The sequence below is a fragment of the Burkholderia sp. ABCPW 11 genome, assembly GCF_001523445.1.
In the GTDB taxonomy this organism is placed as follows: domain Bacteria; phylum Pseudomonadota; class Gammaproteobacteria; order Burkholderiales; family Burkholderiaceae; genus Burkholderia.
This window is the reverse complement of sequence record NZ_LOVM01000083.1, coordinates 61,708-85,403: the sequence shown is the minus strand read 5'-3', so window position 1 is coordinate 85,403 and position 23,696 is coordinate 61,708. Positions and strand designations below refer to the sequence as shown.

Here is a 23,696-nt window from a genome sequence, read left to right as displayed (position 1 = left end):
GCATTGCGAACCGACGCGTAGTCGGCATTGGCGTGAAACGACCCGCCGCGCGCCGATGCGCGCACGGCGTTCAGGCGGCCTGCGTTCAGGCGGCCTGCGGTTCGCGGTCGATCGCGTTCAGCATCTCGACGTCGCGCGCGATCATCACCGGCACCTGGGCGCGCAGCATCTCGACCCAGGTCCGCACCTTCGCATCGACGAAGCGGCGCGACGGGTACAGCGCATGCACGTTCATCTTCTGCAGGATATGCGCGGGCAGCACACGGACGAGCGTGCCGTCGCGCAAGGCGTCGATCGCCGAATACAGCGGCAGCATGCCGATTCCGATGCCGTCGCGGATGGCGAGTGCGAGCGATTCGGCGGTATTGGTCTGCACCGGCCCGGCGACGTGAATATGCTCGACGCCTTCGGGGCCTTCGAGCACCCATTCATGCGTCGGGAATGCCGGCGTACACAGCGTCAGGCACGCGTGCGCGGCGAGGTCCTGCGGGCGGGCCGGCACGCCGTGCCGTTTCACGTAATCGGGCGATGCACACAGAATGCTGAACGTCGAGCCGAGCAGGTGCGACACGAGTTCCGAATCGGGCAGCGACGACGCGGTGACGACGGCCATGTCGCTCGTGCCGTCGAACAGGTCGGGCATGCGCTGCGACAGCGACAGCTCGATCGATACGTTCGGGAACTGCGCGTGATAGCGCGTCAGCGCGGGCAAGACGTAGTGGTGACCGACGCTCGCGAAGCTGTGCATGCGCAGCACGCCGGCCGGGCGCTCGTGCGCGCAGCTCGCCTCCTCTTCCGCGCGGTCCACGTCGGCGAGGATCTGGCGGCAGCGCCGCAGATAGCTTTCGCCGGCCGACGTGAGCGCGAGACGGCGCGTCGAGCGATTCATCAGACGGGTGCGCAGGCGCGCCTCGAGCTCCGACACCGCGCGCGACATCGCGCCCGTCGTCGAATTCAGCGATTGCGCGGCGGCGGTGAAGCTGCCCGTCTCGACGACGCGCGAAAACACCCGCATGTTTTGTAGGGTATCCATTCCTGTGAGCAACCTGTAGCGGAGCCGCCATTTTCCTCCACGGGATGCGACAGATTGTTACTTCGGCTGCAACTATCGTTTCCCCGCAACGGCGTTAATGCGCGCGCGCCGCCCTCCTACAATCGGCGCCTCCCCAGTCGAACGGGCCGTTCGGACGCGCCGCGGCACCGCGCCGGCCCCCTCTTTTCATGAAGCCACAACCTGCGATCGAGCGACCTTCCGTCGAACCGGCACGATGGAGCGCATGGCTCGACCCGCTCGGCAATGCGGCGCGCGACTGGGCCGCGACCGATGGGCTGATCTGGCTGCACCTCGCGAAAACCGTACTCGCAGCGCTGCTGGCGATGGGCATCGCGATGCGTCTGGAGATGTCGCAGCCGCGCACCGCGATGACCACCGTGTTCGTGCTGATGCAGCCGCTATCGGGCATGGTGTTCGCGAAGAGTTTCTATCGCGTGCTCGGCACGGCGGCCGGCCTCGTCGGCGCGCTCGCGCTCGGCGGGCTGTTTGCGCAGCAGCCCGAGCTGTACATGGCCGGCATCACGCTGTGGATCGGCGGCTGCATCGCACTCGCGGTGCGCAACCGCCATTTCCGCTGGTACGGCTTCGTGCTCGCCGGCTACACGGCCGCGCTGATCGGCCTGCCGGCCGTGATGACGCCTCAGACGCTGTTCCAGTCCGCGCTCACGCGTGCCGCGGAAGTCGCGCTCGGCATCGCATGCTCGGGCGCGGTCAGCGCGCTGATCCTGCCGTTGAGCTCCGCGAAGGCGCTGATGCGTTCGTTGAGCGCGCGCCATGCGACATTTGCCGCGTTCGCCGCCGGCGCGCTGTCAGGCGACGTCGCGCGCGGCGATTTCGAGCGACGCTTCGCCGATTTCGTCGACGACATCGTCGGCTTCGAAGCCAACCGCGCGTTCGCGTCGTTCGAGGAACCGCACATTCGCGCGCGCAGCCGCCGGCTTGCGCGGTTGAACAGCGAGTTCATGAACGCGTGCACGCGGCTGCATGCGCTGCATCAGCTCGTCAAACGGCTGCGCGCGAATCGCTCGGACGCGGTGCTCGATGCGCTGGCGCCGCACGTCGACGCGCTCGCGTCGCGCTTCTCCGCGTTGCAAGACGAACGCCGGCGCGGTCTCGCATCGGCGACCGGCGCATTGCTCGAACTGCGCCGCTTTCACGGTGCGTTGCCGAAGGCCGCGCGTGCGTCGCGGCGGGTGATCGAAGACCATGCGGCGGGCGGCCTGCTCGACTTCGATACCGCGATCGAGCTGCTGTACCGGTTCGTCGGCGAATACCTCGGCTACGTCGACACGTACGCGTCGCTCGACCAGGACGATCATGCGTTCGAGCGCTCGGTCACCCATTACGCGGTGAAAACCAACGTGTTCTTCGTCGGTTTCGCGTTCCTGCGCACGGTGGTCGCCGTCGGTGCGATGAGCGCGTTCTGGATCGCGTCCGAATGGCCGAGCGGCTCGCTCGCGGTGATCGCCACCGCGATCGCATGCGCGCTCAGCTCGACCTCGCCGCGCGCGCCGAAGTTCGTCGCGCAGATGGGGATCGGCGCAGCGTGCGCGACCGCGGTCGGCTACCTGTTCCTGTGCTACGTCTATCCGAATATCGACGGCTTTCCGCTGCTGTGCGCGGCGCTTGCGCCGGTGCTGGGCCTCGGCGCGTTTCTCGCGATGCGGCCCGGGCTGTCCGGCTACGGAATCGGCTTCGCGGTGTTCTTCTGCCTGCTCGCAGGCCCCGACAACGCGATCGCGTATACGCCTGAAGTGCTGATCAACAACGGGCTGGCGATCGTCGTCGCGATGCTCGCCTGCGCGCTCGTGTTCGCCGTCGTGTTCCCGACGCATATGCCCTGGCTCACCGGCCGGATCGCGCATGACTTGCGCCGCCAGGTCACGCTGGCGTGCGAAGGCGCGCCGGACGGCCTCGCGCAACGCTTCCAGTCGAGCACGCACGACCTGATGGCGCAACTGCGTACGCTGCTGGTGCGCCGCACGCGGCAGCATCGCGATGCGCTGCGCTGGATGCTGTCGACGCTCGAGGTCGGCCACGCGGTCATCGACCTGCGCGACGAGCTGCACGCGTTCCGTGCATCGAAACCGCCGCAGACGCTGCGCTGGACCGGTTCGATCGATACGGTGCTGCGCGAACTGCCGCGCTTCTTCGACGATCCGACGCCCGCTCGCCATGCACGCACGCTGAAATCCGTGAATCTCGCGATCCGCGCGGCGCAGCATGCGCTGCAGGCGTGGTACGCAGTGCCCGACGCACGTCGCAACATGCAGCGAATCGTCGGCTGCCTGCACTTCATGCGCAGCGCGCTGCTCGACAAGGACGCGCCGTTCAATCGGCATCGTCGTTGAAGTTCGATGCGCGCGCAACCGGATCGTTGTTCCGGATGGAAATAAGCTCTCCAGCCACGGCGATTAATCTTCAAGCAGTGCGAGCCTATAGTTTCCTCACTGCCAGCAAGACTGGCACTCACCCAGGAGAAACAAAATGAAGCCGCTGCACCTCGCCCTCGTTGCCCTGTCGCTCACCGCTGCCATCGCCCACGCGCAGCCGGCGCCGGCAGACGCCGCACCGCAACAGGCGAACCGCGCCGAGGCGATCAAGGCCGCCGGCCGCGTCGATCGCGCGCAATCGAAGCAGGAAGACCCGAACGCCTGCGTCGGCCCCGTCAGCTTCTGCAACATCTACTTCGGCAGCTGAGCATGACGTCGCGTCGTCACGGCCAGGCCCGCATCGCCCGCATCGCACGCATGACGTGCGCGGGCCGACGGCGGCCGGGCCGATCGCCGCATCGCCGCCCTGCTCCCCGCCGCTTCGATTGAAGCGGCGCTTGCCGTTTCAGGCGCCGCGCCCCGGCCGCCAGCCCACTTCGCGCAACGCATCCAGCAAGCGCGCCTGCCCGAGCCCTTCGACCCGCGCCCCGCGCGACTCGACGTCGCCGCCCGCGACCAGCGCATTCACGATCGCCTCCTCCACCGCTTCCGCCGCCGCGACGAACAGCGCGGAAATATGGTCGTTGTTGACCATCCGCACGTCGGCGGTCGGCGTGCCCTTGCTGCCGTAGTTCGCGGCCGGCAAGCCGTCGTTACCGGTTGCGAATGCAACGAAGATGTCGCCGCTAGAATCTTCGGTGCCGCCGCCCACGCGGGCGAGCCCGACGCTCGCGCGCTGCGCGAGACGCGTGCATTGATGCGGCAGCAACGGTGCGTCGGTCGCGATCGTGACGACGATCGAACCCATGCCGGCTTCGCCCTTCGCCTCTGCGTCGCGGAACGGCGAATGCACGTGCCGCAGCACTTCGCCGACCGGGTAGCCGGCCACGCGCAGCATCTCGCGCACGCCGTAGTTCGCCTGCACGAGCGCGCCAACGGTCCAGCCGCCCGCGTCGCGCGCCAGCACGCGCGACGCGGTGCCGATGCCGCCCTTGAACTCGTGGCAGATCATGCCCGTGCCACCGCCCACGCCGCCTTCGGCAACCGGCCCCGTCTGGGCGGCAGCCAGCGCGCGCCGGACGTGCGCGGCGTTCACGTGCTGCCCCCAGATGTCGTTCAGCAGTCCGTCGTAGGTTTCCATCACGACCGGCATGCACCAGTACACGCGGCCGGCCGCCGCTTCGCGTTCGTTCGCGACGAGCGCGTCGCGCACGGTACCGACGCTGTGCGTGTTCGTGTAGGCGATCGGCGTCGTCAGCAGGCCGGCTTCGCGGATCCATTCGAGCCCGGTTGCGTCGCCGTTGCCGTTCAGCACGTGCACGCCCGCGAAGCACGGCGAATCGTGCGCGGCGCCCGCGCGCGGCTCGATGACGGTGACGCCGGTGCGGACCGACGCGTCGCCGTTCTCGACGCTCAGCGTGCAATGTCCGACCCGCACGCCCGGCACGTCCGTGATCGCGTTGAAGCGGCCCGGCGTGCCGAGTCCGATACGGATGCCGAGATCCCTCGTGCGCATGATGCGATTCCTCCCGTCTTTCAATGGTTCGATGTGTCGATGGTACAAGGTGTCGATCCGGTGCTCAGAGCGCGCGGAACGCTTCGCTGTGGCGCGCCCAGGCCACGTACATCACGAGCGCCGCGACCAGCAGCCCCGCGATGATGATCAGGTCGGTCGGCTTCGTCGCCGTCGCCAACGTCGTGACCAGCGTATACGCGGCGCCCGCCACCGCGACGAGCGGCGTCGCGGGCCACAGCGGCATCCGGTAGTGATGCTCGACGTCGCGGCGCACGAACCGGCTCGCGAGCGCGGCCAGCCCGACGACGAGATAGATCAGCAGCAGCAAGTCGACCGTGAACGCGGTCAACTCGTCGAGGCTCGACACGAACACGAGCCCGGCCGACGGTATCGCGAGCGCGATCGTCGCGAGCCACGGCGATTCGAGGCGCGGATGAATCGTCGAGAACGCGCGGTTGCAGGTGCGCGACCAGAGCGCATGCCGGCCGCTGCTGTACAGCAGGCGGCCCATCGTGATCACGATCGCGATGATCGCGTTGAACACCGACAGGAAGATCCCGCCGCTGACCACGCGCGACACGGCCGGATTGCTCAGCGAGCGCACGACGTAGCCGATCGGATCGGCGCTCTTCGTCAGTTCGGTCAGCGACGGCGCACCCAGCACGATCGCGGTGAGCGGAACCAGTTCGACGGCGAGGATCACGAGCAGCGAATAGATCACCGCTTTCGCGACGTTGCGGTTGCCGCCACGCAGGTCTTCCGCGAGATAGGCTGCCGAACCGAAGCCGTTGTAGCAGACGATCGCGGTGCCGATCGCGGGCACGATGGCCGCGAGCGTCGCCGGCACGAGCGCATTGCCGCTCGCGACGACCGGTGCGATCAGCACGTCGGCGCCGCGGTGCGGCGACCCGAAACCGAGCCCCGCGATCAGCATCAGCACGCCGATTTCGACGACCAGGAACGCACCGGTGATCCATGCGTTCGTCTTGATGTTCAGCATGCCGAGCAGATAGCTGAGCAGCACGATCGTCAGCGCGACCGACTGGTTGCCGAAGTGCGTGCCGAGCGCGTTGTTCAGGTACGGCGCGGCGCCGCTCGCGAGCACGGCCGGGATGAACACGCTGACGGACAGCACCGTGATGAAGGTCAAGTAGCCGGGCAGCGTGCCGAACACGCGCTTGGCCATCACGTATTCACCGCCCGCGCTGCGGTGCGCGGCGCTGAGTTCCGCATAGCAGAGCGCGAACGCGAGCGCGAGCACGCCGCCGAGCACGAACGACAGCACCGCGCCGCTGCCGGCCTGCTGGATCGCGAACGGCGCGATCACGAAGATCGAGCTGGCCGGCGTCACGCCCGACACGGTGATCATCACCGCGTCGCGCACACTGAGCGTCTGCGACAACGCGCGCGGCGCGTCTTCCGTTGCAGGCGCCGCTTGCAGGCTGCCCGTCGATTCCGACATCATCGCCATTTCGTTCTCCTGTCGCTCCTATCCTGCGTATTTTTGAACACCCATACTCGGGCCCGATTGATTGCGTGGCAGTCTAGGAAGCCAATTTCAGGACCGCTATTCCCCCTTCGTGTTACGCCCTTCCGGTGGTGGTATGGATCGTCTCTTTTCCGAAATCGCGATGCACCAGGCGCTTGGCCGCGCAATCGATCATCTCGGCCAGCCGCGCTTCTGGCGGTTCCTCGTGCTGCTGCTCAACGAAATGACGCCGTTCGACAACGCGCTCGCGACCGCGATCGGCCGCGACGGCGTGCCGCTCGTGCTCGACGAATACGACACGGGCGGCACCGACGCCGCGTCGCCGGTGCCCCTTTACCTGAATGGGTTATATCTGCTCGATCCGTTCCTGCAGGCCGCGCACGACGGGCTCGCCGACGGCTGCTACCGGCTCGAGGAAGTCGCACCCGACCTGTTCCGGCAGAGCGAGTATTTCCTGAGCTATTTCCGCGACGCCGTCGGCGACGACGAGATTCAGATTCTCGTGCGGCCGAATGCCGACACGCTGCTGTCGCTGTCGCTCGGTGCATCCACGCGCTTCGACGTCGAGCCGCTCGGCAAGCTGACGGCCGCGATGCCGTGGGTGATCGCGGCGATCCGGCAGCATTGGCGACTGGTGGGCGACGCCGCACGCGCGACGCCCGACGCGGGCCTCGGCGTGCGCGTCGAGCAAGCGCTCGCCCGCTTCGGCGCGGGGGTGCTGACCGATCGCGAGATGGCGATTGCACGCATGGTGCTGCGCGGCAATTCGTCGAAGGCGATCGCCGAGCGGCTCGCGATCTCACCCGAAACGGTGAAGGTGCATCGGCGGCACCTTTACGCGAAGCTCGGGATCGCGTCGCAGCCGGAGCTGTTTTCGCGGTTCATCCAGGCGCTGGGCGAGGACGACGCAGCCGGTTGAGCGGAACGCACGCCGGCACACGCCATACGTCGCCGCCGACGGCCTAGTGGCCGAGCAGCTTGGCGCCGATGAAATTGGCGACACGCTGCTGTGCGTCCGCGCGTGCGGCCGGCTCCGTGCCTGTAATCGGCACGACGCCGGCGCGCGTCGTGAACGACGCGATCGCGTGCACCGGCATGTTCGGCCAGTCGAAATCGTGATACGCACCCGGATACGCATGGAAAGTCGCGTCCGTGCCCGGCGCGACCGAATCGAACAGCGTTTTGCAGGCGGCGTACGGCGTCCACACGTCGCCCTCGCCGATCAGTACGAGCAGCGGCACGGGGCTCTGCCAGGCGGGCCCCTGCGCGGTCGTGTTGCAACTGGCCGGATAGAACGCGACGGCCGCGCGGAAGTCGCCGTCCGGCAGCGATGCCGGCCGGGCCGGGCTGGACGCCCGGATCGCGTTCAGCACCGTGCCGCCGCCCTGCGACCAGCCGAGTACGCCGATCCGGTCGGGTTGCACGGTGTCGAGCGTCTGCAGATACCGCAGCGCGCCATACGCGTCGAACGGCCGCGCCCGATAGATGTCGCCGACGAAATGCGCGGGCGCGCACATCTCGCCGTGACCGCGCGGCGTGAAGCTGTCGACTTCGAGCACGGTGACGCCGGCCGCGTTGAAGCGTTCGGCCCAGTCGCGATCGCGCGCGTAGATCTTGCCGGACTTGGCGAACATCCCCCCGCAGCCGTGCAGAAACACGAGCGCCGGATGGCGGCCGGCGCCGGGCGCAGGAAACAGATAGCCGTCGAGCATCGTCGTCGGGCCGTCGGTCGACGGGAAGTGGACGACGGTCTGCGCACCGGCGATCGCGGAGGCACAACCCAGTAACATCGCCGTCAGCAACTTGCGCATCGATCGCTCCCGCGTGGTTGGATGACACGACAACGGCAACGGGATGGCCGCGGTTGACACACCCCGGCGGGCGGCCCTTCGCGGGCGGCGCGCGACGGCAAAACGTCAGCTTCGCGCCGCGCGACTGCGTTCACCTGCCCGATTCGATGAATCCGCCATCCGGCGCCGGATGCGGCACGTACCAGCCGAAATACACTTCGGCCTCGATGATCCGGCCATCGCGCATGCGCAACCGTTCGGCGTTGCGGAACCGCCTGCCGGCGGTCGTGACGGCTTCGTACACGACGAACACGTATTCGCCGTGCACGGCGACGTCGACGAATTCGAAACCGGCGAGCATCGCGCTGTTCGGCCAGCAGCGTGCGAGATACGCATCGCGGTCGAGCCGGTTGTCGAGCGGGCTCGTGAAATGGAAATCCGGCGCGATCAGCGCTTCGATCGCGCCGCGGTCCTTGTCGACATACGCGCGATAGCTGGCGCGCGCAACATTGCCTGGCTCCTGAAGCATCGTCGTTACCTCCCGGAAGGCTCGGCGCGAGCCCGGCTCGCGCTGACGAAGATATTCCGGCGGAATGCGCGCGATGTCATCCACGCAAACCCGTATCGGGGTCGTTGCCCCCGCAACGCACGCGCGGCGCGGGCTCGGGGACGGATGCCGAATACCCCGGCACCTCGACGATCGTCGCGCCGTCGCGCGAGGCCTGCGTGCCGCCGATATGCCCCCCGATCTTCTCGCAGCGCCGCCAAAAACCGCCTATCGTGAATAAGGCGCCCCGTTTGTCGCCATTCGCCCCGGCATCGCTCGCGCAGGCGGGCGATCGGCGACGGCGCCGTGCTCCGGCACCATTCATCGCGATTCCGGCGCACGCTCGCCCGTGCGCGATCGCGGCCGCCCACCGGACCATCAGGAGGCACTCATGAAAGCCGCGCTGCTCGTCAGCTCCGCCCTGCTCGCCATTGCGTCAGCTTCGGCCACGGCCCAGGGATCCATCACGAAGGAAGAAAATGGCGCGCTCGTCGCCGCCAACGGGATGACCGTCTACACGTTCGACAAGGACAAACCCAACGCCGGCACCAGCGCCTGTACGGGCCCATGCGAAACCCTCTGGCCGCCGTACAAGGCCAGCGCGACCGACGTGCCGGTCGGGCCCTACACGATCGTCAAGCGCGACGACGGCAGCCCGCAATGGGCGTACAAGGGCAAGCCGCTGTACTTCTTCTCGAAGGACATGAAACAGGGCGAGCGCAACGGCGACAACTTCAAGAACGTGTGGCACGTGGTCGCGCCGTAAGCCTTCTTTCGCCGCGTTCCGCGCATATCGCCCGGACGTAAAAAAAGCCCGCCCCGATCGCCGATCGAGGCGGGCCTCGGCAGCCTCGCACGCCGCACTGGCTGCATGCAGCCGGTGCGCGCGTCGCGTCAGCGATTCGACGGGAAGCTGAACACCGTCCCTTCGCGCACGCCGGCCGACGGCCTGCGCTGCGTGATCGTCTTGCGCTTCGTGTAGAACCGCACGGCATCCGGGCCGTATGCATGCAGGTCGCCGAACAGCGAACGCTTCCAGCCGCCGAACGAGTGGTACGCGACCGGCACCGGCAGCGGCACGTTGATGCCGACCATGCCGATCTGGATGTTGTCGCTGAAATACCGTGCGGCCTCGCCGTCGCGCGTGAACAGGCACGTGCCGTTGCCGTATTCGTGCGCGTCGATCAGCGCCATGGCCTCGTCGAGCGACTTCAGCCGGATCACGCCGAGCACCGGCCCGAAGATCTCGTGCTGGTAGATCGGCATGCCGGGCTTCACGTTGTCGAACAGGCACGGGCCGAGGTAGTAGCCGCCGTCATGGCCGTCGACCTTCACGCCGCGACCGTCGACGACGAGCGTCGCGCCCGCCGCCACGCCCGCTTCGACGAAGCCCGTCACCTTCTCGAAATGCTGCTGCGTGACGAGCGGCCCCATGTCGACGCCCGCGCCGTTGCCCGGCCCGACCTTCATCTTCTCGATCTCGGCCTTCAGCCCCGCGACAACCTTGTCGCCCGTTTCGTCGCCGATCGCGACGACCAGCGGAATCGCCATGCAGCGCTCGCCGCACGAGCCGTACGCCGCGCCCATCAGCGCATTCACCGCGTTGCCGATGTCGGCATCCGGCATCACGACCGCGAAGTTCTTCGCGCCGCCGAGCGCCTGCACGCGCTTGCCGTGCACGCAGCCGGTCGAATAGATGTATTCGGCGATCGGCGTCGAGCCGACGAAGCTCACGGCCTTCACGCGCGGATCGGTCAGGATCGTGTCGACCGCTTCCTTGTCGCCGTTCACGACGTTCAGCACGCCCGGCGGCAGGCCGGCTTCGAGCGCGAGCTCGGCCATGCGCAGCGTCGACGACGGCGTACGCTCGGACGGCTTCAGCACGAACGTGTTGCCGCACGCGACGGCCATCGGCCACATCCACAGCGGCACCATCACCGGGAAGTTGAACGGCGTGATGCCGGCCGCGACGCCGAGCGCCTGGAACTCGCTCCACGAATCGATCGCGGGGCCGACGTTCTTGCTGTGCTCGCCCTTCAGCAGTTCGGGCACGTAGGTCGCGTATTCGACGTTCTCGATCCCGCGCTGCAGCTCGCCCATCGCGTCGGCGAGCACCTTGCCGTGCTCGGCCGTGATCAGCGCGCAGAGTTCTTCCGCGTGCTCCTCGAGCAGCGTCTTGAAGCGGCTCATCACGCGGGCGCGCTTCAGCGGCGGCGTGTTGCGCCATGCCGGGAACGCGGCCTGCGCGGACGCGATCGCGGCTTCGACGGTCAGCTTGTCGGCGAGCGCGACGCTCTTGTGCGATTCGCCGGTCGCCGGGTCGAACACCGGCTGGACGCGGCTGCCGCCGTCGACGCGCTTGCCGTCGATCAGGTGGCCGACGGTGGAGGTCACATTGCTGTCGTGTTTCATCGTTCAGGCTCTTTCGTGAATTCGGTTGTCGCTTGGAACGAGCGTGGGCTCAGTCCACTTCGTTCAGTGCGTCGGACAGCGCGTTGACCAGGTTGTCGATCTCGCGCTTCTCGGCGATGAACGGCGGCGCGAGCTGGATCGTGTCGCCGCCGTAGCGCACGTAGAAGCCCTTCGCCCAGCAGCGCATCGCGATCTCGTACGGGCGCCGTGCCGGCTCGCCCGGCAACGCGGCGATCGTCAGGCCGGCGGCCAGCCCGTAGTTGCGGATGTCCGCGACGTGGCGCTGGCCCTTCAGCCCGTGCACGGCCGCCTCGAAATGCGGCGCGAGATCGCGCACGCGCGCCACCGCGTCTTCCTTCACCAGCAGGTCGAGCGCCGCGACGCCGGCCGCGCATGCGACCGGATGCGCCGAATACGTGTAGCCGTGCGGGAACTCGAGCATGTACTCGGGGCCGCCCGCGGCCATGAACGTGTCGTAGATCTCCTTCGTCGCGATCACGCCGCCGAGCGGCTGCGCGCCGTTCGTCACCTGCTTCGCGAAGTTCATGATGTCCGGCACCACGCCGAAGGCGTCGGCGCCCGTCATCGCGCCAGCGCGGCCGAAGCCCGTGATGACCTCGTCGAAGATCAGCAGGATGTCGTGCGCAGTACAGATCTCGCGCAAGCGCTTCAGATAGCCCTTCGGCGGCACGACCACGCCCGCCGAACCCGAGAACGGCTCGACGATCACGGCCGCGATGTTCGATGCGTCGTGCAGCGCGATCAGCTCGAGCAGGCGGTCGGCCAGCTCGGCGCCGTGCTCGGGCATGCCGCGCGAGAATTTGTTCTCGGCCAGTTGCGTATGCGGCAGGAAATCGGCGTCGATGCCCTGACCGAACAGCTTGCGGTTCGGCCCGATCCCGCCGACCGAGATGCCGCCGAAATTCACGCCGTGGTAACCCTTCTCGCGGCCGATCAGGCGCGTTTTCGTGCCCTTGCCCTTCGCGCGCCAGTACGCGCGGGCCAGCTTCAGCGACGTGTCGGCCGCTTCCGAGCCCGAGCCCGTGAAGAACACGTAGTCGAGGCCGGCCGGCGTCAGTTCCTTGATCTTGTTGGCGAGCTCGAACGATTTCGGATGGCCGAACTGGAACGCCGGCGCGTAGTCGAGCTGCGCGACCTGGCGGCTCACGGCTTCGACGATTTCCGTGCGGCCGTGACCGAGGCCCGTGCACCAGAGCCCCGACAGGCCGTCGAAGATCTTGCGGCCTTCGCCGTCGGTGTAATACGCGCCCTTGCCGGACACGATCATGCGCGGATCGGCCTTGAACTGGCGGTTGGCCGTGAACGGCATCCAGTGCGCATCGAGCCACGCGGCGTCGGTGCGGAGATTCGTGTCGTCGTGCTGGGCGGTGGTGATGTCGGTCATGTCGGTCGGCGCGGCGCGCCCCTCCTCCTCGTGATGATGTTGCACATTGTCGGGACGACAATTAGTCTTTTGAATATCGCAATATCAATGTTCACTTGCTCGATGATGCAAGCAAAGAAACCGAAGAGCCGCGCGCTGCTCGGGCAGCTCAGCGACATGGATCTGCGCCTGCTGCGGGTCTTCAAGGGCGTCGTGCAGTGCGGCGGGATGGCGGCCGCCGAACTGGAACTGAATATCGGCATCTCGACGATCAGCCGGCACGTGAAGGATCTGGAAACGCGGCTTGGCCTCGTGCTGTGCCGGCGCGGCCGCGCGGGCTTCACGCTGACGCCCGAGGGCCAGACGGTGTACGAGGAGACGCTGCGGCTACTCGCTTCGATGGAAGCTTTTCGCAGCAGGATCGACGGCATTCACGACAAGATGGGCGGAGAACTCCACATCGCGGTGTTCGACAAGACGGCCACCAACGCGAATGCCCGGCTCGGCGACGCGATCCGCCAGTTCGCCGACGAAGCGCCCGACGTCGCGCTGAACCTGCACGTCGCGTCGATCAACGAGGTCGAGCGCGGGGTGATCGACGGCAGCTATCAGATCGGGATCATTCCCGTGCACCGCAACTCGGGCAGCCTCGTCTATTCGGCGTTGTTCGACGAACGGATGCTGCTGTACTGCGGCCGCCAGCATCCGCTCTTCGATGCGCCGCACGGCAAGCTCACGTGGACGACGATCCGCAACCATGCGTTCGCGGGGCTCGGCTTCCATTCGCCGAACATGGAGCTGAGCCATCGCGCGAAGCTCACGCGCAGCGCGACCGCGTCGGATCAGGAGTCGATCGCGACGCTGATTCTGTCTGGCCGCTATCTCGGCTTCCTGCCCGATCACTACGCGGAGAGTTTCGAAAGCAAGGGGCTGATGCAGCCGATCGCGCCGCACCGGTTCAATTACCGGTGCCGGTTCGTGAGCTTGCTGCGACGCTCGCCGCAGCCGTCGCGGGCCGCGCTGCTGTTCCAGTCGTGCCTCGACGCCGCGCACGCGGCAACGCGGCCGGCGGCATAGCGGCGGCGTTCGTTTCGATCAGGCCGCGCCGTCGCCCGCCCGCGGCGACGCCCGCTTGCGTGCGACGAAATGGGTCGCGACGAGCGCCGCCGCAAAACCGGACGCCGCACCGACCCCGAGCGCCCAGCGCGGGCCGAGATGGTTCGCGACCCAGCCGGCCACCGGCGCGCCGATCGGCGTGCCGCCGAGCGCGACCGCGAGGCGCAGCGCCATCACGCGGCCGCGCATCGCCGGCTCGGTGGACAGCTGCATCAGGCTGTTGGTCGAATTCATGAAGGTGATCGCGGCGATCCCGGTCAGCACCAGCGCGGCGGCGAACGACCAGTAACCGGGCGCCAGCGCGGCGAACGTGCAGCCGAGCCCGAACAGCGCCGCGCCGATCCACAGATGGCGGAACCGCGGCTGCTCGCGGCGCGCGGCGAGCAGCGCGCCCGAGATCGTGCCCACCGCCATCATCGACGACAGGAAACCGAACCCGCGCGCATCGACGTGGAACACGCTGGCGGCCATCGTCGAAATGTACAGCTGGAAATTGAGCCCGAACGTGCCGATCAGGAACAGCATCGCGAGAATCGCCGTCAGGTCCGGCCGGCGCCACACGTAACGGAACCCGTCGAGCAGGCTGCTGCGAGAGCGGTTTGCCCGCACGTTCGCGCGCAGCTCGTCTTCCCGAAGCCGCGACAGCGACGCCAGTACCGCGAAGAAACTGAGCCCGTTCGCGAGAAACGCCCAGCCGGTGCCGACCGATGCGATCAGGAAGCCCGCCGCCGCCGGACCGACCATCCGCGCGGCGTTGAACGACGTCGAATTGAGCGCCACCGCGTTCGCGAGTTCGCGGTCGCCGACCAGTTCGGCGACGAAGGTCTGCCGCACCGGCGCGTCGAACGCCGATGCGCAGCCGAACAGGAACGCGAACACGTACACGTGCTCGAGCCGCACCGCGCCGGTAACCGTCAGCACGCCGAGCACGAGCGCCAGTGCACCCATCAGCGCCTGCGTCGCCATCAGCAACTTGCGCTGGTCGTAGCGGTCGGCCGCGTAGCCGGTCCACGGCAACAGCAGCAGCTGCGGCCCGAACTGCAGCGCCATCACCGTGCCGACCGCCGACGCGTCGTGATGCGTGAGCTGCGTGAGGACGAGCCAGTCCTGCGCGGTACGCTGGATCCACGTGCCGATGTTCGACACCAGCGAGCCGATCGCCCACACGCGATAGTTGAAGCTGCGAAGCGAGCGGAACACGCCCGCGGCCGGCACGCTCATCGCCGCTCCCGGTCGGGCGTGTTGCCGCCGTGCAGTTCGCCGAAGTGCCGCGCGAGAAACAGCCCCAGCACCAGGATGCCGAGCCCGAACGCCGCCGCGTCGGCCGTGACCTTCAGGTCGAAATCGCCGACCCGGCACACCAGCGAATAAGCAATGACGAGGTTCACGACGCCCCACACCACGTTCACGGTGGACGACGACAGCCCCCGCCCGGGCGGATGCGCGAACGGCGTCTGGAACGGCTCGCCGCGCAGCCCGCTGACGAGATGCGGCACGGCGTTCGCGAGAAACGCGCCGCCGAAGAAGTACGACACGAGATGCAGGAGGTTCATGTACGGGCCATCCTTTCGGCGAGCGGGCCGATACGGTTCACGGACGCGCCGGGTCCTGGAATTCGGCGAGCCGCTGCAACAGCTTCACGGCCGCCGCCAGCTCGGCCTGTTCCGCCGCCGACAGTTGCGCGTGCAGCGCGCGAAACAGCCAGTCGTCCTTGGCCGCGCGGTTCGCTTGCAGCACCTTGCGGAAACCGGGCGTGAGCGCGATCAGCGTCTGCCGGCCGTCGCGGGGATCGGGCGCGCCGGCGACCGCGCCGAGCGCCTCGAGCGTCGCGACCGTCACGCGCATCGACTGCGGGCGCACGCTTTCGGCACGCGCGAGCGCCGACACGGTCGCCGGGCCGTCGCGATCGAGCCGCAGCAACACCGATTTCTGCGAGGACGTGAGGTCGTTCGGATGGGTCTGCTCGCGCATGCGCCGCATCAGCTTGCCGACCGAGATACGGAGTTCGCCGGCGAGGCCGGCCAGCGGGAGCGTGTCGGGAGGGGACGATGGCGGGTTCATGAATTCAAGATAGCATGTCGACAGTCAAACTGTACAGTTTGACTGTATATTTCAGCGCGTAAGGGTCGGCCCGTCGCGCACGTGTTCGGCGCGGCGCCGCATCCGTTCGGCCGCGCGATCCGGCTCTGCGATAATGCGGGCTTCCCGTTTTCGCTCCGCCTTCCGCCATGACGCAGCCGTCCGCCCCGCTCTCCACCGACCTGCCGCCGATCTCGTGCCTGCCCGGCGATGCGCTGCCGTGGCTGCCGATGAGCGCCGACCTGCCGGGGCTCGCGATCAAGTACCTGCACATCAATGCGGCCGAGGACACGCTGACCGCACTGCTGAAGATGCCGGCCGGCGGCACGCTGCCGCGCCACCGTCACGACGGCGAGGTGTTCGTCCATACGTTGCAGGGTGCGTGGCGCTACCGCGAATACGACTGGATCGCGCACGCCGGTTCGACGGTGCTCGAACCGGCCGGCTCGGTGCACACGCCGGAAACGCTCGGCGCGCCGGGCGAGGACGTGATCACGCTGAACGTGATGCGCGGCGATCTCGTGCTGCTCGACGACGACGGCCGCGAAACGGCGCGCGAGAATTGCCGCGTCGCGCTGCTGCGCCAGCGCAAGCATGCGCGTACGGCGCCGGATGCCGCCACGGCGTTCGTTACGCGGTAAGCCAGGCGGCGCGATCCGCATCGGCCGCTCCCGTCCCGCGTGAGCGAGGTCCGGTGCAGGTTTGCGCCCGCCTGCTTGCCTCCCGTTACCGGAAGCGCCTGAAAAACCGCCGAATATCGTCGGCCAGCAAGTCCGGCTCCTCCATCGCCGCGAAATGGCCGCCGCTCGGCATGTCGGTCCACTGCACCACGTCGAATACGCGTTCGAGCCAACTGCGCGGCGGCCGGCTGATCTCCTTCGGAAAGCGCGCGAACGCGACCGGCACCGCCACGCGCTGCCCGGGCGCGAAGCGCATCGGCTGCAGCCGGTTCTCCCAATACATCTGCATCGACGAGCCGATGCAGCCGGTGAACCAGTAGAGCGATATGCCGGTCAGCAGCGTGTCGTGCGAAAAACGGCGCGCGACGTCGCCGTCGCAATCGCTCCACGCACGGAATTTCTCGGCGATCCACGCGGCCAGCCCGAGCGGCGAATCGTTGAGCGCGACCGCCAGCGTCTGCGGTTTCGTCATGTGGACGTACGCGTATCCGCCTTCGAGCGCCGCCCAATCGCCGCGCTGCTTCAGGAACGCCTGCTCGTCGTCGGTCGGCGGCAGCGCCGCATCGATCGGCGGGTCGTAGTTGCCCGGCAGGTAGTTCAGATGGATGCCGTCGACCACGCCCTCGTGCCGCGCACCGAGCGCGATCGACACGCCTGCGCCCAGATCGCCGCCCTGCGCGCCGAACCGGCGGTAACCGAGGCCGGCCATCAATTCCGCCCAGCAGTCGGCGACCTGAAGCGCGGACGTGCCGGGCGCCGCCGGTGCGGGAGAGAACAGGAAGCCGGGCAGCGACGGCGCGACGATGTCGAACGCGTCGTCCGGATCGCCGCCGAACGCGGCCGGATCGCACAGGCGATCGATCAGCGCGTGGAATTCGAATGCGGAACCCGGCCAGCCGTGCGTGACGACGATCGGATAGGGTTTCGGCCCCGTACCGCGCCGATGCACGAAATGCACACGCCGCCCGCCGACGTCCGCGACGAACTGCGGCAGCCGGTTCAGCGCGCGTTCCGCCGCGCGCCAATCGAAGCCGTCGGCCCAGTACGCGGCCAATTCGCGCAGCCACGCGCCGTCGATGCCCTGCTGCCACGGTTCGGCGGGCGTCAGGTTCGGCGGGCGGGTGTCGCGCACGCGCCGACGCAAATCGTCGAGCGCGGGCTCGGGGATCGCAATGTCGAACGGTACAGCGTGCATGGTGTCTCCTCGCGACGAACGTCGATGGAGATTCTGCGCGATTTTTCCGGCACGCGTCGAACGGCGCCTGCCGCCCCGCCGGCTCGTCAGCCCGCTGCCGGCGCGTCCGCCCGCGCATCGCGCCGCAACGCCTGCGGCGGCACGCCGAACCCGCGCACGAACGCGTCGCGCATGTGCCGGCGGTCGCGAAAACCGTTTTCCTTCGCGATCACGTCGAGCGGATGACGGCTCTGTTCGATCATCAGCCGCGCCGATTCGAGCCGCAGCCGCTCGATCGCCTTCGCGGGCGACTGCCCGGTTTCGAGCGTAAACACGCGGCTGAACTGGCGCGGGCTCAGATGGACGGCTTCGGCCAGCGCCTCGACGGTCAGCGCGCGACCGAGATTCCGGCGCGCGTAGTCGAGCGCGTTCTGGATCCGGTCGGATTTCGGCGCGAGATCGAGCATTTCCGAATGCTGCGACTGGCCGCCGGCCCGGCGCTGATGCATCACCAGCTTGTGCGCGACCGACCGCGCGGCGTCGGTGCCGAGGTCCTTTTCCACCATCGCGAGCGCGAGATCGAGCCCGGCCGTCATCCCGGCCGACGTCCAGATCGGGCCGTCGACGATGAAGATCCGGTCGTCCTCGACGCGAATCTCCGGGTAGTGCCGCTGCATGTCGCGACCGAACGCCCAATGCGTGGTCGCGCGACGCTGCGCGAGCAGCCCGGCTTCCGCCAGCACGAACGCGCCCGTGCAGATGCCGGCAATCCGCCGCGCATGCGCGCTCGCGCGGCGCAGGTAAGCGACGACGCCGGCCGGCGCCGGCGCGGCGAGCGGATCGTTGACGCCCGCGACGATCCACGTATCGACGCCGAGCCGGCCGCGCAACGCGCGCGTGGCGACCGGCAGCCCGAGCGACGAGCGGACGTCGCCGCCGTCGACCGAGTAGTTGCCCATCGCATAGAACGGCGTATCCAGCCCCATGTTCGCGTACTCGAACACCGACTGCGCGGCGAGCGCCATGATCTGAAAGCCGTCGCTGATCAAGAAGCCGATTCGGTGCATGTGCGTTCTCCGGTCGCGTGCCGATTGGCCCGATGTCCGGAATCATACCCATCTACGTCATTTGCGTCGCAACGCTTCGAGGCCAGAATGCGTTCACGCCATCCGGCCATCCTCAGCGAAACGGAGTACATCATGACGCAAGCACATCGCGGTACCGCCCTCATTACCGGCGCATCGTCGGGCATCGGCGCCGTCTACGCGGATCGCCTCGCGCGCCGCGGCTACGACCTGATCCTCGTCGCACGCAGCCGCGACCGGCTCGGCGCCCTCGCCGACCGCATCACGAACGACACGCAGCGCAGCATCGAGATCGTCGACGCGGACCTCAACGACCGCACGGCGCTCGCCGCTGTCGAAACCAAGCTGAAACAGGACGCGAGCATCACGCTGCTCGTGAACAACGCCGGCATCGGCACGCATGCGCCGCTGCTCGACAGCGACGTCGATGCGATGACGCGGATGATCGACCTGAACGTGACCGCGCTCACGCGCCTGACCTATGCGGCCGTGCCCGGTTTCGTCGCACGCGGCCACGGCGCGGTGATCAACATTTCGTCGATCGTCGCGATCTCGCCGGAAACGCTGAACGGCGTGTACGGCGGCAGCAAGGCGTTCGTGCTCGCATTCAGCCAGTCGCTGCACCACGAGCTCGCCGGCCAGGGCGTGCAGGTACAGGCCGTGCTGCCCGGCGCGACGGCCACCGATTTCTGGCAGACGGGCGGCCTGCCGCTCGAGCACCTGCCCAAAGAGATCGTGATGAGGGCGACGGACCTGGTCGATGCGGCGCTGGTCGGGTTCGATCGCGGCGAACTCGTGACGATCCCGTCGCTGCACGCGGGCGACGAATGGGAGGCGTACGAGGCTGCGCGCCGCACGATGGCGCCGCATTTGTCGGCCGATACGCCCGCGCCGCGGTACGCGCCGGCTCGCTAGGCGCGCTCCGGGACCGCCGGCGGATCGTACGCGCAAGCGCGTCGATCGTCAGCGGGCCCTTGCGCCGCTCGTCGAATGGGGGACCGTCTGCCGAGTGGCGCGTGCGCCTTTCGGCACGCCCAGCAGCATCGCGACCGCGCACGCGGCCAGCAGCGCCGCAATCATCAGCATCGCCGGATCCATGCTGCCGGTTCGCGTGCGGATCAACCCGACGAGCCAGGGTGTGATCATCCCGCTCGACACGCCGATGCTGCTGATCAGCGCGATCCCGCCCGCCGCGCCGGCGCCCGAGAAATACGCGGACGGGACGGCCCAGAACACCGGATGCGCGGCGAAGATCAGCATGGCCGCGACCGACAGCAGCGCCATCATCGCGACGATGCTCGGCAGGTGCAGCGTCAGCAACGCGAGCGCCAGCGCGCCGCCGAACGCACACGCGGCGAAATGCCGGCGCCGCTCGCACTTGCGATCCGAGCGCCGCGCGATCGCGATCAGGCCAACCGCGCCGATCGCATTCGGCACGACCGACAACAGGCTGATCTGCACGACGTCGTGGATGCCGAATTCGCGAATCATCAGCGGCATCCAGAACAGCAGCATCAGCAGCGCGGTGGTCAGCGAGAAGTAGATGAACGCGAACAGGTATGTACGCGGTTCGGCCAACACCTGTCGCAGCGAATGCGGCGCCTGCGTGCCGGCGCCGATGCGATCGGCGGCCAGGTCGGCCGCGAGCCGCTGCCGGTCGGCGTCGGACAGCCAGCGTGCGTGCTCCGGACGATCGCACAGCCAGAACCACGCGATCACGCCGAGCAGGATCGCGGGCGCGCCTTCGATCGCGAACATCCATTGCCAGCCATGCAGACCGAGCACGCCGGACATCCCGCGCATGAGCCAGCCCGACAGCAGCCCGCCGACCATCCCGGCCACCGCGACACCCGCGTAGAAAATCGACAGCACCGCCGCGCGTCGCCGCGCCGGATACCAGTACGTCAGGTAGAACACCACGCCCGGAAAGAACCCGGCCTCGAACAGCCCGAGCAGGAAACGCAGCACGTAGAAGTGCTTCGCGCTGTCGACGGCGATCATCGCGACCGACACCGCACCCCACAGGAACATGATCCGCGCGAACGTACGGCGCGCGCCGTAGCGGCGCAGCAGGGCATTGCTCGGCACCTCGAACAGCACGTAGCCCACGAAGAACAGCACCGCGCCGAGGCTGTACATCGCATCGGTCAGGCCGAGGTCCTGCCGCATCTGCAACTGCGCGAAACCGATGTTGCTGCGATCCAGAATCGACACGATGTAGCAGATGAACAGGAACGGCACGATCCGCGCGCCGATGCGGCGGTACAACGCGTCGTCGGTCGCGCCGTCGCGCGCGACGTGTGCTTGCAGAGGGGCTGACATCGATCGTCTCCTCGACGGATTCCGGTGCGGACGGGGATGAACGCCGGTCGCCGCCGCCCGCGGGCGACGACCGGCCATTGCCCGTTCAGCCGCGCCGCGCGCCTTCGCCCTTCACGCCGACCATCAGCGCCACGCCGCTCGCGACCAGCAGCGCGGCGAGCAGATACACGGCCAGATCCATGCTGCCCGTGCGCGTGCGGATCATCCCGATCACCCACGGGCTGACGATGCCGCTCGTGATCCCGATGCTGCTGATCAGCGCGATCCCGGCCGCGGCCGCGTTGCCGGACAGGTAGCGGGTCGGCACGGCCCAGAAGATCGGCAGCGCGGCGAAGATCAGCGTGGCCGCGATCGACAGGCACGCGAGCATCGCCACGAAGCTGTGCAGGTGCAGCGTCAGCGCCGCGAGCGCGAGCCCGCCGCCTATCGTGCAGCACGCGAAGTGCTTGCGGCGCTCGCCGGTCCGATCCGAGCGGCGCGCGATCAGGATCAGCCCGACCGCTCCCACCGCGTTCGGCACGACCGTGTAGAGGCTCACGGCGACGACGTCGGTCACGCCGAAGTCGCGGATCATCAGCGGCATCCAGAAGTTGAGCGTCAGCGACGCGCAAGTCAGCGAGAAATACACGAACGCGAACAGGTACACGCGCGGGTTCGCGAGCGCGGCCATCACGCTGCGCCCGTCGTGCGCGCCGCCGTGTGCGCGGCCTTCGGCGCACAGCGCGGCGACGCGCGCCTTTTCGTCGGACGTGAGCCACGCGGCGTCGCGAGGCCGGTCGACGAGGAACGTGAACGCGGCGAATGCGAGCAGAATCGCCGGCGCACCCTCGATCGCGAACATCCACTGCCAGCCGTGCAGGCCGAGCACGCCGCTCATGTCGCGCATGATCCAGCCGGACAGCAACCCGCCGAGCACGCCGGCCACCGCGACGCCCGCGAAGAACACGGAGATCGCCGCCGCACGCCGGTTCGCGGGAAACCAGTAGGTCAGGTACAGCACGATGCCGGGGAAGAAGCCGGCCTCGAACACGCCGAGCAGGAAGCGCAGCACGTAGAAATGCGACGGCTGCGACACGAACATCATTCCGGTCGACGCGATGCCCCACAGCAGCATGATCCGCGTGAACGTGCGGCGCGCGCCGAACCGCGCGAGCAGCATGTTGCTCGGCACTTCGCAGAACACGTAGCCGACGTAGAACACCGCGGCGCCGAGCCCGTACATCGCATCACTGAAGCCGAGATCGTGCTTCATCTGCAACTGCGCGAAGCCGATGTTGATGCGGTCGAGAAACGACACGACGTAGCAGAGGAACAGGAACGGGACGATCCGCCACGCGATCTTGCGGAACAGCAGCGCATCGTTCGATGCGGATGCGGAAGTCGACGCCGAAGCGCTCGCGTGCGCGAGCGTCGCTTCGGCGGGAAGCGATTGAGGCATGTCTCTCTCCAAACGGGCCGCGCGCCGTCGAGCGCGCAGCAGTCTCCGAGGGCGTGCATGCGCCCTGCTTTCTTGTGAGACCGGATACGGCCGCGTGCACCGCGGCGCGATGCCACCGCGAATGCCGCAACCCTCAGAAAAACGGCGATGCGGTCATGTGAACGCCGCCCCGCCGCCGTGCGCCGCTCAATCCTGCAGCGCGGCCCACATTTCCTTGTCGCGCTGCGCGGTCCAGATGCGCGGATGCGTGATGCCGCTCGCTTCGTCGAACGCGCGCGACACGTCGAACGGCAAACAGTGCTCGTAGATGAACACGTGGCCGAACTTCGGATCCATCGCTTCGCGCGTGAGCGCCATCGCCGCCTTCAGGTCGAGATTGCGCTCGACCGCCTTGCGGCCCTGCGCGAGCAGCGTCGTGACGAAATCCTTCGTGTAGTCGAGGCCCTTGTCGACCTCGGCCGGATTCAGCAGCGCGGGGCCGCGGCCCGGCACGAGCTTCTCCGCGCCGAGCGCGCGCAGCGCCTCGAGCGTGGCCGGCCACTGTTCGAGCTGGGCGTCGCCGCAATAGCACGCGGCGTCGTATTCGACGAGGTCGCCCGAGAACAGCACCTTCTGCGACGGCAGCCACACGATCGTGTCGCCCTTCGTGTGGCCCGAGCCGACGTGCATGATCTTCACTTCGAGCTTGCCGAGGAACAGCGTGATCTCGCGCTCGAACACGAGCGTCGGCCAGGTCAGGCCCGGCACCGTCTCGACGCCGGCGAACAGGCGCGGGAAGCGCTCGATCTCCGACTTCATGTCGGCCTCGCCGCGCTCGACGATCATCTCGTACGTGCCGCGGCTCGCGATCACGTGCTGCGCGCCTTCGGCGAAATACGCGGACGCGCCGAGCACGCGCACCGCGTGGTAGTGCGACAGCACCACGTGCTTGATCGGCTTGTCGGTCACGCTGCGGATCTTCGCGATCAGGTCCTGCGCCATCGCGGGCGTCGCGGTCGTATCGACGATCAGCACGCTGTCGTCGCCAATGATCACGCCCGAATTCGGGTCGCCTTCGGCCGTGTACGCGTACGCGTTCTCGGACAATTGCGTCCAGGTGACTTTCTTCTCTTCCAGATCGGCTTGGGAGGCGAATGCTTTGGCCATTGTGCGTTCCGTGGCTGCGAGCCATGTGTTGA

At 68.1% G+C, this 23,696-nt stretch carries 22 protein-coding genes; 7 read left to right on the top strand and 15 right to left on the bottom strand.

The features are described from left to right. Positions 1-85: 85 nt before the first annotated feature. Positions 86-1,033 carry a LysR family transcriptional regulator gene (locus tag WS61_RS27445; RefSeq protein ID WP_059505174.1) on the bottom strand — a complete coding sequence of 316 codons (948 nt, stop codon included), beginning with the start codon at positions 1,031-1,033 and terminating at the stop codon, positions 86-88. Positions 1,034-1,221: 188 nt separating this feature from the next. Here WS61_RS27445 and WS61_RS27440 point away from each other — a divergent pair, with 188 nt between their 5' ends. Together WS61_RS27440 and WS61_RS27435 are read left to right on the top strand one after the other, a co-directional pair. Next, entirely contained in the window at positions 1,222-3,405 is a 2,184-nt protein-coding gene (locus tag WS61_RS27440) for an FUSC family protein (protein ID WP_059505172.1), read from the top strand. 136 nt (positions 3,406-3,541) lie between these two features. Further along, entirely contained in the window at positions 3,542-3,754 is a 213-nt protein-coding gene (locus WS61_RS27435; protein ID WP_059505170.1) for a hypothetical protein, read from the top strand. Between the two features lie 138 nt (positions 3,755-3,892). On the opposite strand, the gene WS61_RS27430 is transcribed toward WS61_RS27435, so the two are convergent. Together WS61_RS27430 and WS61_RS27425 are read right to left on the bottom strand one after the other, a co-directional pair. Then, entirely contained in the window at positions 3,893-5,002 is a 1,110-nt protein-coding gene (locus tag WS61_RS27430) for a P1 family peptidase (RefSeq protein WP_059505168.1), read from the bottom strand. A gap of 64 nt (positions 5,003-5,066) precedes the next feature. Then, a complete protein-coding gene (locus WS61_RS27425; protein ID WP_059505167.1) occupies positions 5,067-6,473 on the bottom strand; it encodes an APC family permease in 1,407 nt (468 codons plus the stop codon). 133 nt (positions 6,474-6,606) lie between these two features. Between WS61_RS27425 and WS61_RS27420 the strand changes: the two genes are divergently transcribed. Further along, entirely contained in the window at positions 6,607-7,410 is an 804-nt protein-coding gene (locus WS61_RS27420) for a helix-turn-helix transcriptional regulator (protein WP_059505165.1), read from the top strand. A 43-nt stretch (positions 7,411-7,453) separates the two neighbouring features. Here WS61_RS27420 and WS61_RS27415 read toward each other — a convergent pair whose 3' ends face one another. Together WS61_RS27415 and WS61_RS27410 are read right to left on the bottom strand one after the other, a co-directional pair. Continuing rightward, complete coding sequence (locus WS61_RS27415) at positions 7,454-8,302, bottom strand: dienelactone hydrolase family protein (protein ID WP_059505163.1); 849 nt, start codon at positions 8,300-8,302, stop codon at positions 7,454-7,456. Positions 8,303-8,432: 130 nt separating this feature from the next. Further along, entirely contained in the window at positions 8,433-8,810 is a 378-nt protein-coding gene (locus WS61_RS27410; protein ID WP_059505161.1) for a nuclear transport factor 2 family protein, read from the bottom strand. 409 nt (positions 8,811-9,219) lie between these two features. Between WS61_RS27410 and WS61_RS27405 the strand changes: the two genes are divergently transcribed. Next, positions 9,220-9,594: a hypothetical protein gene (locus WS61_RS27405; RefSeq protein WP_027782957.1), complete on the top strand. Its 375-nt coding sequence runs from the start codon at positions 9,220-9,222 to the stop codon at positions 9,592-9,594. Between the two features lie 128 nt (positions 9,595-9,722). On the opposite strand, the gene WS61_RS27400 is transcribed toward WS61_RS27405, so the two are convergent. Further along, complete coding sequence (locus WS61_RS27400) at positions 9,723-11,240, bottom strand: CoA-acylating methylmalonate-semialdehyde dehydrogenase (protein WP_059505159.1); 1,518 nt, start codon at positions 11,238-11,240, stop codon at positions 9,723-9,725. Between the two features lie 49 nt (positions 11,241-11,289). Further along, positions 11,290-12,645, bottom strand: coding sequence for an aspartate aminotransferase family protein (locus WS61_RS27395; protein ID WP_059505489.1), 1,356 nt, complete (start codon positions 12,643-12,645; stop codon positions 11,290-11,292). Between the two features lie 105 nt (positions 12,646-12,750). Between WS61_RS27395 and WS61_RS27390 the strand changes: the two genes are divergently transcribed. Beyond that, on the top strand, positions 12,751-13,701 hold the full coding sequence (locus WS61_RS27390; RefSeq protein ID WP_059505491.1) for a LysR family transcriptional regulator: 951 nt from the start codon (positions 12,751-12,753) through the stop codon (positions 13,699-13,701). A gap of 18 nt (positions 13,702-13,719) precedes the next feature. Here WS61_RS27390 and WS61_RS27385 read toward each other — a convergent pair whose 3' ends face one another. Genes WS61_RS27385 through WS61_RS27375 form a run of 3 tightly spaced genes read right to left on the bottom strand, consistent with a single transcriptional unit; the run spans position 13,720 to position 15,801 of the window. After that, on the bottom strand, positions 13,720-14,961 hold the full coding sequence (locus WS61_RS27385) for an MFS transporter (protein ID WP_059505157.1): 1,242 nt from the start codon (positions 14,959-14,961) through the stop codon (positions 13,720-13,722). Beyond that, positions 14,958-15,293, bottom strand: a complete 336-nt coding sequence (locus WS61_RS27380) for a hypothetical protein (RefSeq protein ID WP_059505155.1) — start codon at positions 15,291-15,293, stop codon at positions 14,958-14,960. The genes WS61_RS27385 and WS61_RS27380 overlap by 4 nt, the downstream gene beginning before the upstream one ends. A 37-nt stretch (positions 15,294-15,330) precedes the next feature. Further along, entirely contained in the window at positions 15,331-15,801 is a 471-nt protein-coding gene (locus tag WS61_RS27375; RefSeq protein WP_059505153.1) for a MarR family winged helix-turn-helix transcriptional regulator, read from the bottom strand. A gap of 167 nt (positions 15,802-15,968) precedes the next feature. Here WS61_RS27375 and WS61_RS27370 point away from each other — a divergent pair, with 167 nt between their 5' ends. After that, a complete protein-coding gene (locus WS61_RS27370) occupies positions 15,969-16,460 on the top strand; it encodes a 2,4'-dihydroxyacetophenone dioxygenase family protein (RefSeq protein WP_034202382.1) in 492 nt (163 codons plus the stop codon). A gap of 85 nt (positions 16,461-16,545) precedes the next feature. On the opposite strand, the gene WS61_RS27365 is transcribed toward WS61_RS27370, so the two are convergent. Both WS61_RS27365 and WS61_RS27360 read right to left on the bottom strand, forming a co-directional pair. After that, positions 16,546-17,694 (bottom strand): epoxide hydrolase family protein, encoded by a 1,149-nt coding sequence (locus WS61_RS27365; protein WP_059505151.1) that lies wholly within the window; start codon positions 17,692-17,694, stop codon positions 16,546-16,548. A gap of 86 nt (positions 17,695-17,780) precedes the next feature. After that, positions 17,781-18,740 carry a GlxA family transcriptional regulator gene (locus WS61_RS27360; protein WP_059505149.1) on the bottom strand — a complete coding sequence of 320 codons (960 nt, stop codon included), beginning with the start codon at positions 18,738-18,740 and terminating at the stop codon, positions 17,781-17,783. 132 nt (positions 18,741-18,872) lie between these two features. On the opposite strand from WS61_RS27360, the gene WS61_RS27355 reads away from it, so the two are divergent. Then, entirely contained in the window at positions 18,873-19,673 is an 801-nt protein-coding gene (locus WS61_RS27355) for an SDR family oxidoreductase (protein WP_059505487.1), read from the top strand. Between the two features lie 48 nt (positions 19,674-19,721). Here the strand turns inward: WS61_RS27355 and WS61_RS27350 are convergent, their stop codons facing one another. The 3 genes from WS61_RS27350 to WS61_RS27340 all read right to left on the bottom strand — a co-directional run bounded on the left by WS61_RS27350 (position 19,722) and on the right by WS61_RS27340 (position 23,664). Continuing rightward, the gene (locus WS61_RS27350; RefSeq protein WP_059505146.1) at positions 19,722-21,080 is read right to left on the bottom strand and encodes an MFS transporter; all 1,359 of its coding nucleotides are present in this window, start codon (positions 21,078-21,080) and stop codon (positions 19,722-19,724) included. A gap of 85 nt (positions 21,081-21,165) precedes the next feature. Next, positions 21,166-22,518 (bottom strand): MFS transporter, encoded by a 1,353-nt coding sequence (locus WS61_RS27345; protein WP_059505145.1) that lies wholly within the window; start codon positions 22,516-22,518, stop codon positions 21,166-21,168. A 186-nt stretch (positions 22,519-22,704) separates the two neighbouring features. Then, positions 22,705-23,664 (bottom strand): MBL fold metallo-hydrolase, encoded by a 960-nt coding sequence (locus tag WS61_RS27340; RefSeq protein ID WP_059505143.1) that lies wholly within the window; start codon positions 23,662-23,664, stop codon positions 22,705-22,707. Between the last annotated feature and the right edge of the window lie 32 nt (positions 23,665-23,696).

Bases quoted from the DNA above. Each gene is read 5' to 3' on its own strand.
- WS61_RS27400 (WP_059505159.1), bottom strand. From the start codon at position 11,240: ATGAAACACGACAGCAATGTGACCTCCACCGTCGGCCACCTGATCGAC.
- WS61_RS27440 (WP_059505172.1), top strand. From the start codon at position 1,222: ATGAAGCCACAACCTGCGATCGAGCGACCTTCCGTCGAACCGGCACGA.
- WS61_RS27435 (WP_059505170.1), top strand. From the start codon at position 3,542: ATGAAGCCGCTGCACCTCGCCCTCGTTGCCCTGTCGCTCACCGCTGCC.
- WS61_RS27405 (WP_027782957.1), top strand. From the start codon at position 9,220: ATGAAAGCCGCGCTGCTCGTCAGCTCCGCCCTGCTCGCCATTGCGTCA.
- WS61_RS27360 (WP_059505149.1), bottom strand. From the start codon at position 18,740: ATGCACCGAATCGGCTTCTTGATCAGCGACGGCTTTCAGATCATGGCG.
- WS61_RS27380 (WP_059505155.1), bottom strand. From the start codon at position 15,293: ATGAACCTCCTGCATCTCGTGTCGTACTTCTTCGGCGGCGCGTTTCTC.
- WS61_RS27415 (WP_059505163.1), bottom strand. From the start codon at position 8,302: ATGCGCAAGTTGCTGACGGCGATGTTACTGGGTTGTGCCTCCGCGATC.
- WS61_RS27390 (WP_059505491.1), top strand. From the start codon at position 12,751: ATGCAAGCAAAGAAACCGAAGAGCCGCGCGCTGCTCGGGCAGCTCAGC.
- WS61_RS27385 (WP_059505157.1), bottom strand. From the start codon at position 14,961: ATGAGCGTGCCGGCCGCGGGCGTGTTCCGCTCGCTTCGCAGCTTCAAC.
- WS61_RS27340 (WP_059505143.1), bottom strand. From the start codon at position 23,664: ATGGCCAAAGCATTCGCCTCCCAAGCCGATCTGGAAGAGAAGAAAGTC.
- WS61_RS27350 (WP_059505146.1), bottom strand. From the start codon at position 21,080: ATGTCAGCCCCTCTGCAAGCACACGTCGCGCGCGACGGCGCGACCGAC.
- WS61_RS27410 (WP_059505161.1), bottom strand. From the start codon at position 8,810: ATGCTTCAGGAGCCAGGCAATGTTGCGCGCGCCAGCTATCGCGCGTAT.
- WS61_RS27420 (WP_059505165.1), top strand. From the start codon at position 6,607: ATGGATCGTCTCTTTTCCGAAATCGCGATGCACCAGGCGCTTGGCCGC.
- WS61_RS27375 (WP_059505153.1), bottom strand. From the start codon at position 15,801: ATGAACCCGCCATCGTCCCCTCCCGACACGCTCCCGCTGGCCGGCCTC.
- WS61_RS27430 (WP_059505168.1), bottom strand. From the start codon at position 5,002: ATGCGCACGAGGGATCTCGGCATCCGTATCGGACTCGGCACGCCGGGC.
- WS61_RS27425 (WP_059505167.1), bottom strand. From the start codon at position 6,473: ATGGCGATGATGTCGGAATCGACGGGCAGCCTGCAAGCGGCGCCTGCA.
- WS61_RS27345 (WP_059505145.1), bottom strand. From the start codon at position 22,518: ATGCCTCAATCGCTTCCCGCCGAAGCGACGCTCGCGCACGCGAGCGCT.
- WS61_RS27445 (WP_059505174.1), bottom strand. From the start codon at position 1,033: ATGGATACCCTACAAAACATGCGGGTGTTTTCGCGCGTCGTCGAGACG.
- WS61_RS27355 (WP_059505487.1), top strand. From the start codon at position 18,873: ATGACGCAAGCACATCGCGGTACCGCCCTCATTACCGGCGCATCGTCG.
- WS61_RS27365 (WP_059505151.1), bottom strand. From the start codon at position 17,694: ATGCACGCTGTACCGTTCGACATTGCGATCCCCGAGCCCGCGCTCGAC.
- WS61_RS27370 (WP_034202382.1), top strand. From the start codon at position 15,969: ATGACGCAGCCGTCCGCCCCGCTCTCCACCGACCTGCCGCCGATCTCG.
- WS61_RS27395 (WP_059505489.1), bottom strand. From the start codon at position 12,645: ATGACCGACATCACCACCGCCCAGCACGACGACACGAATCTCCGCACC.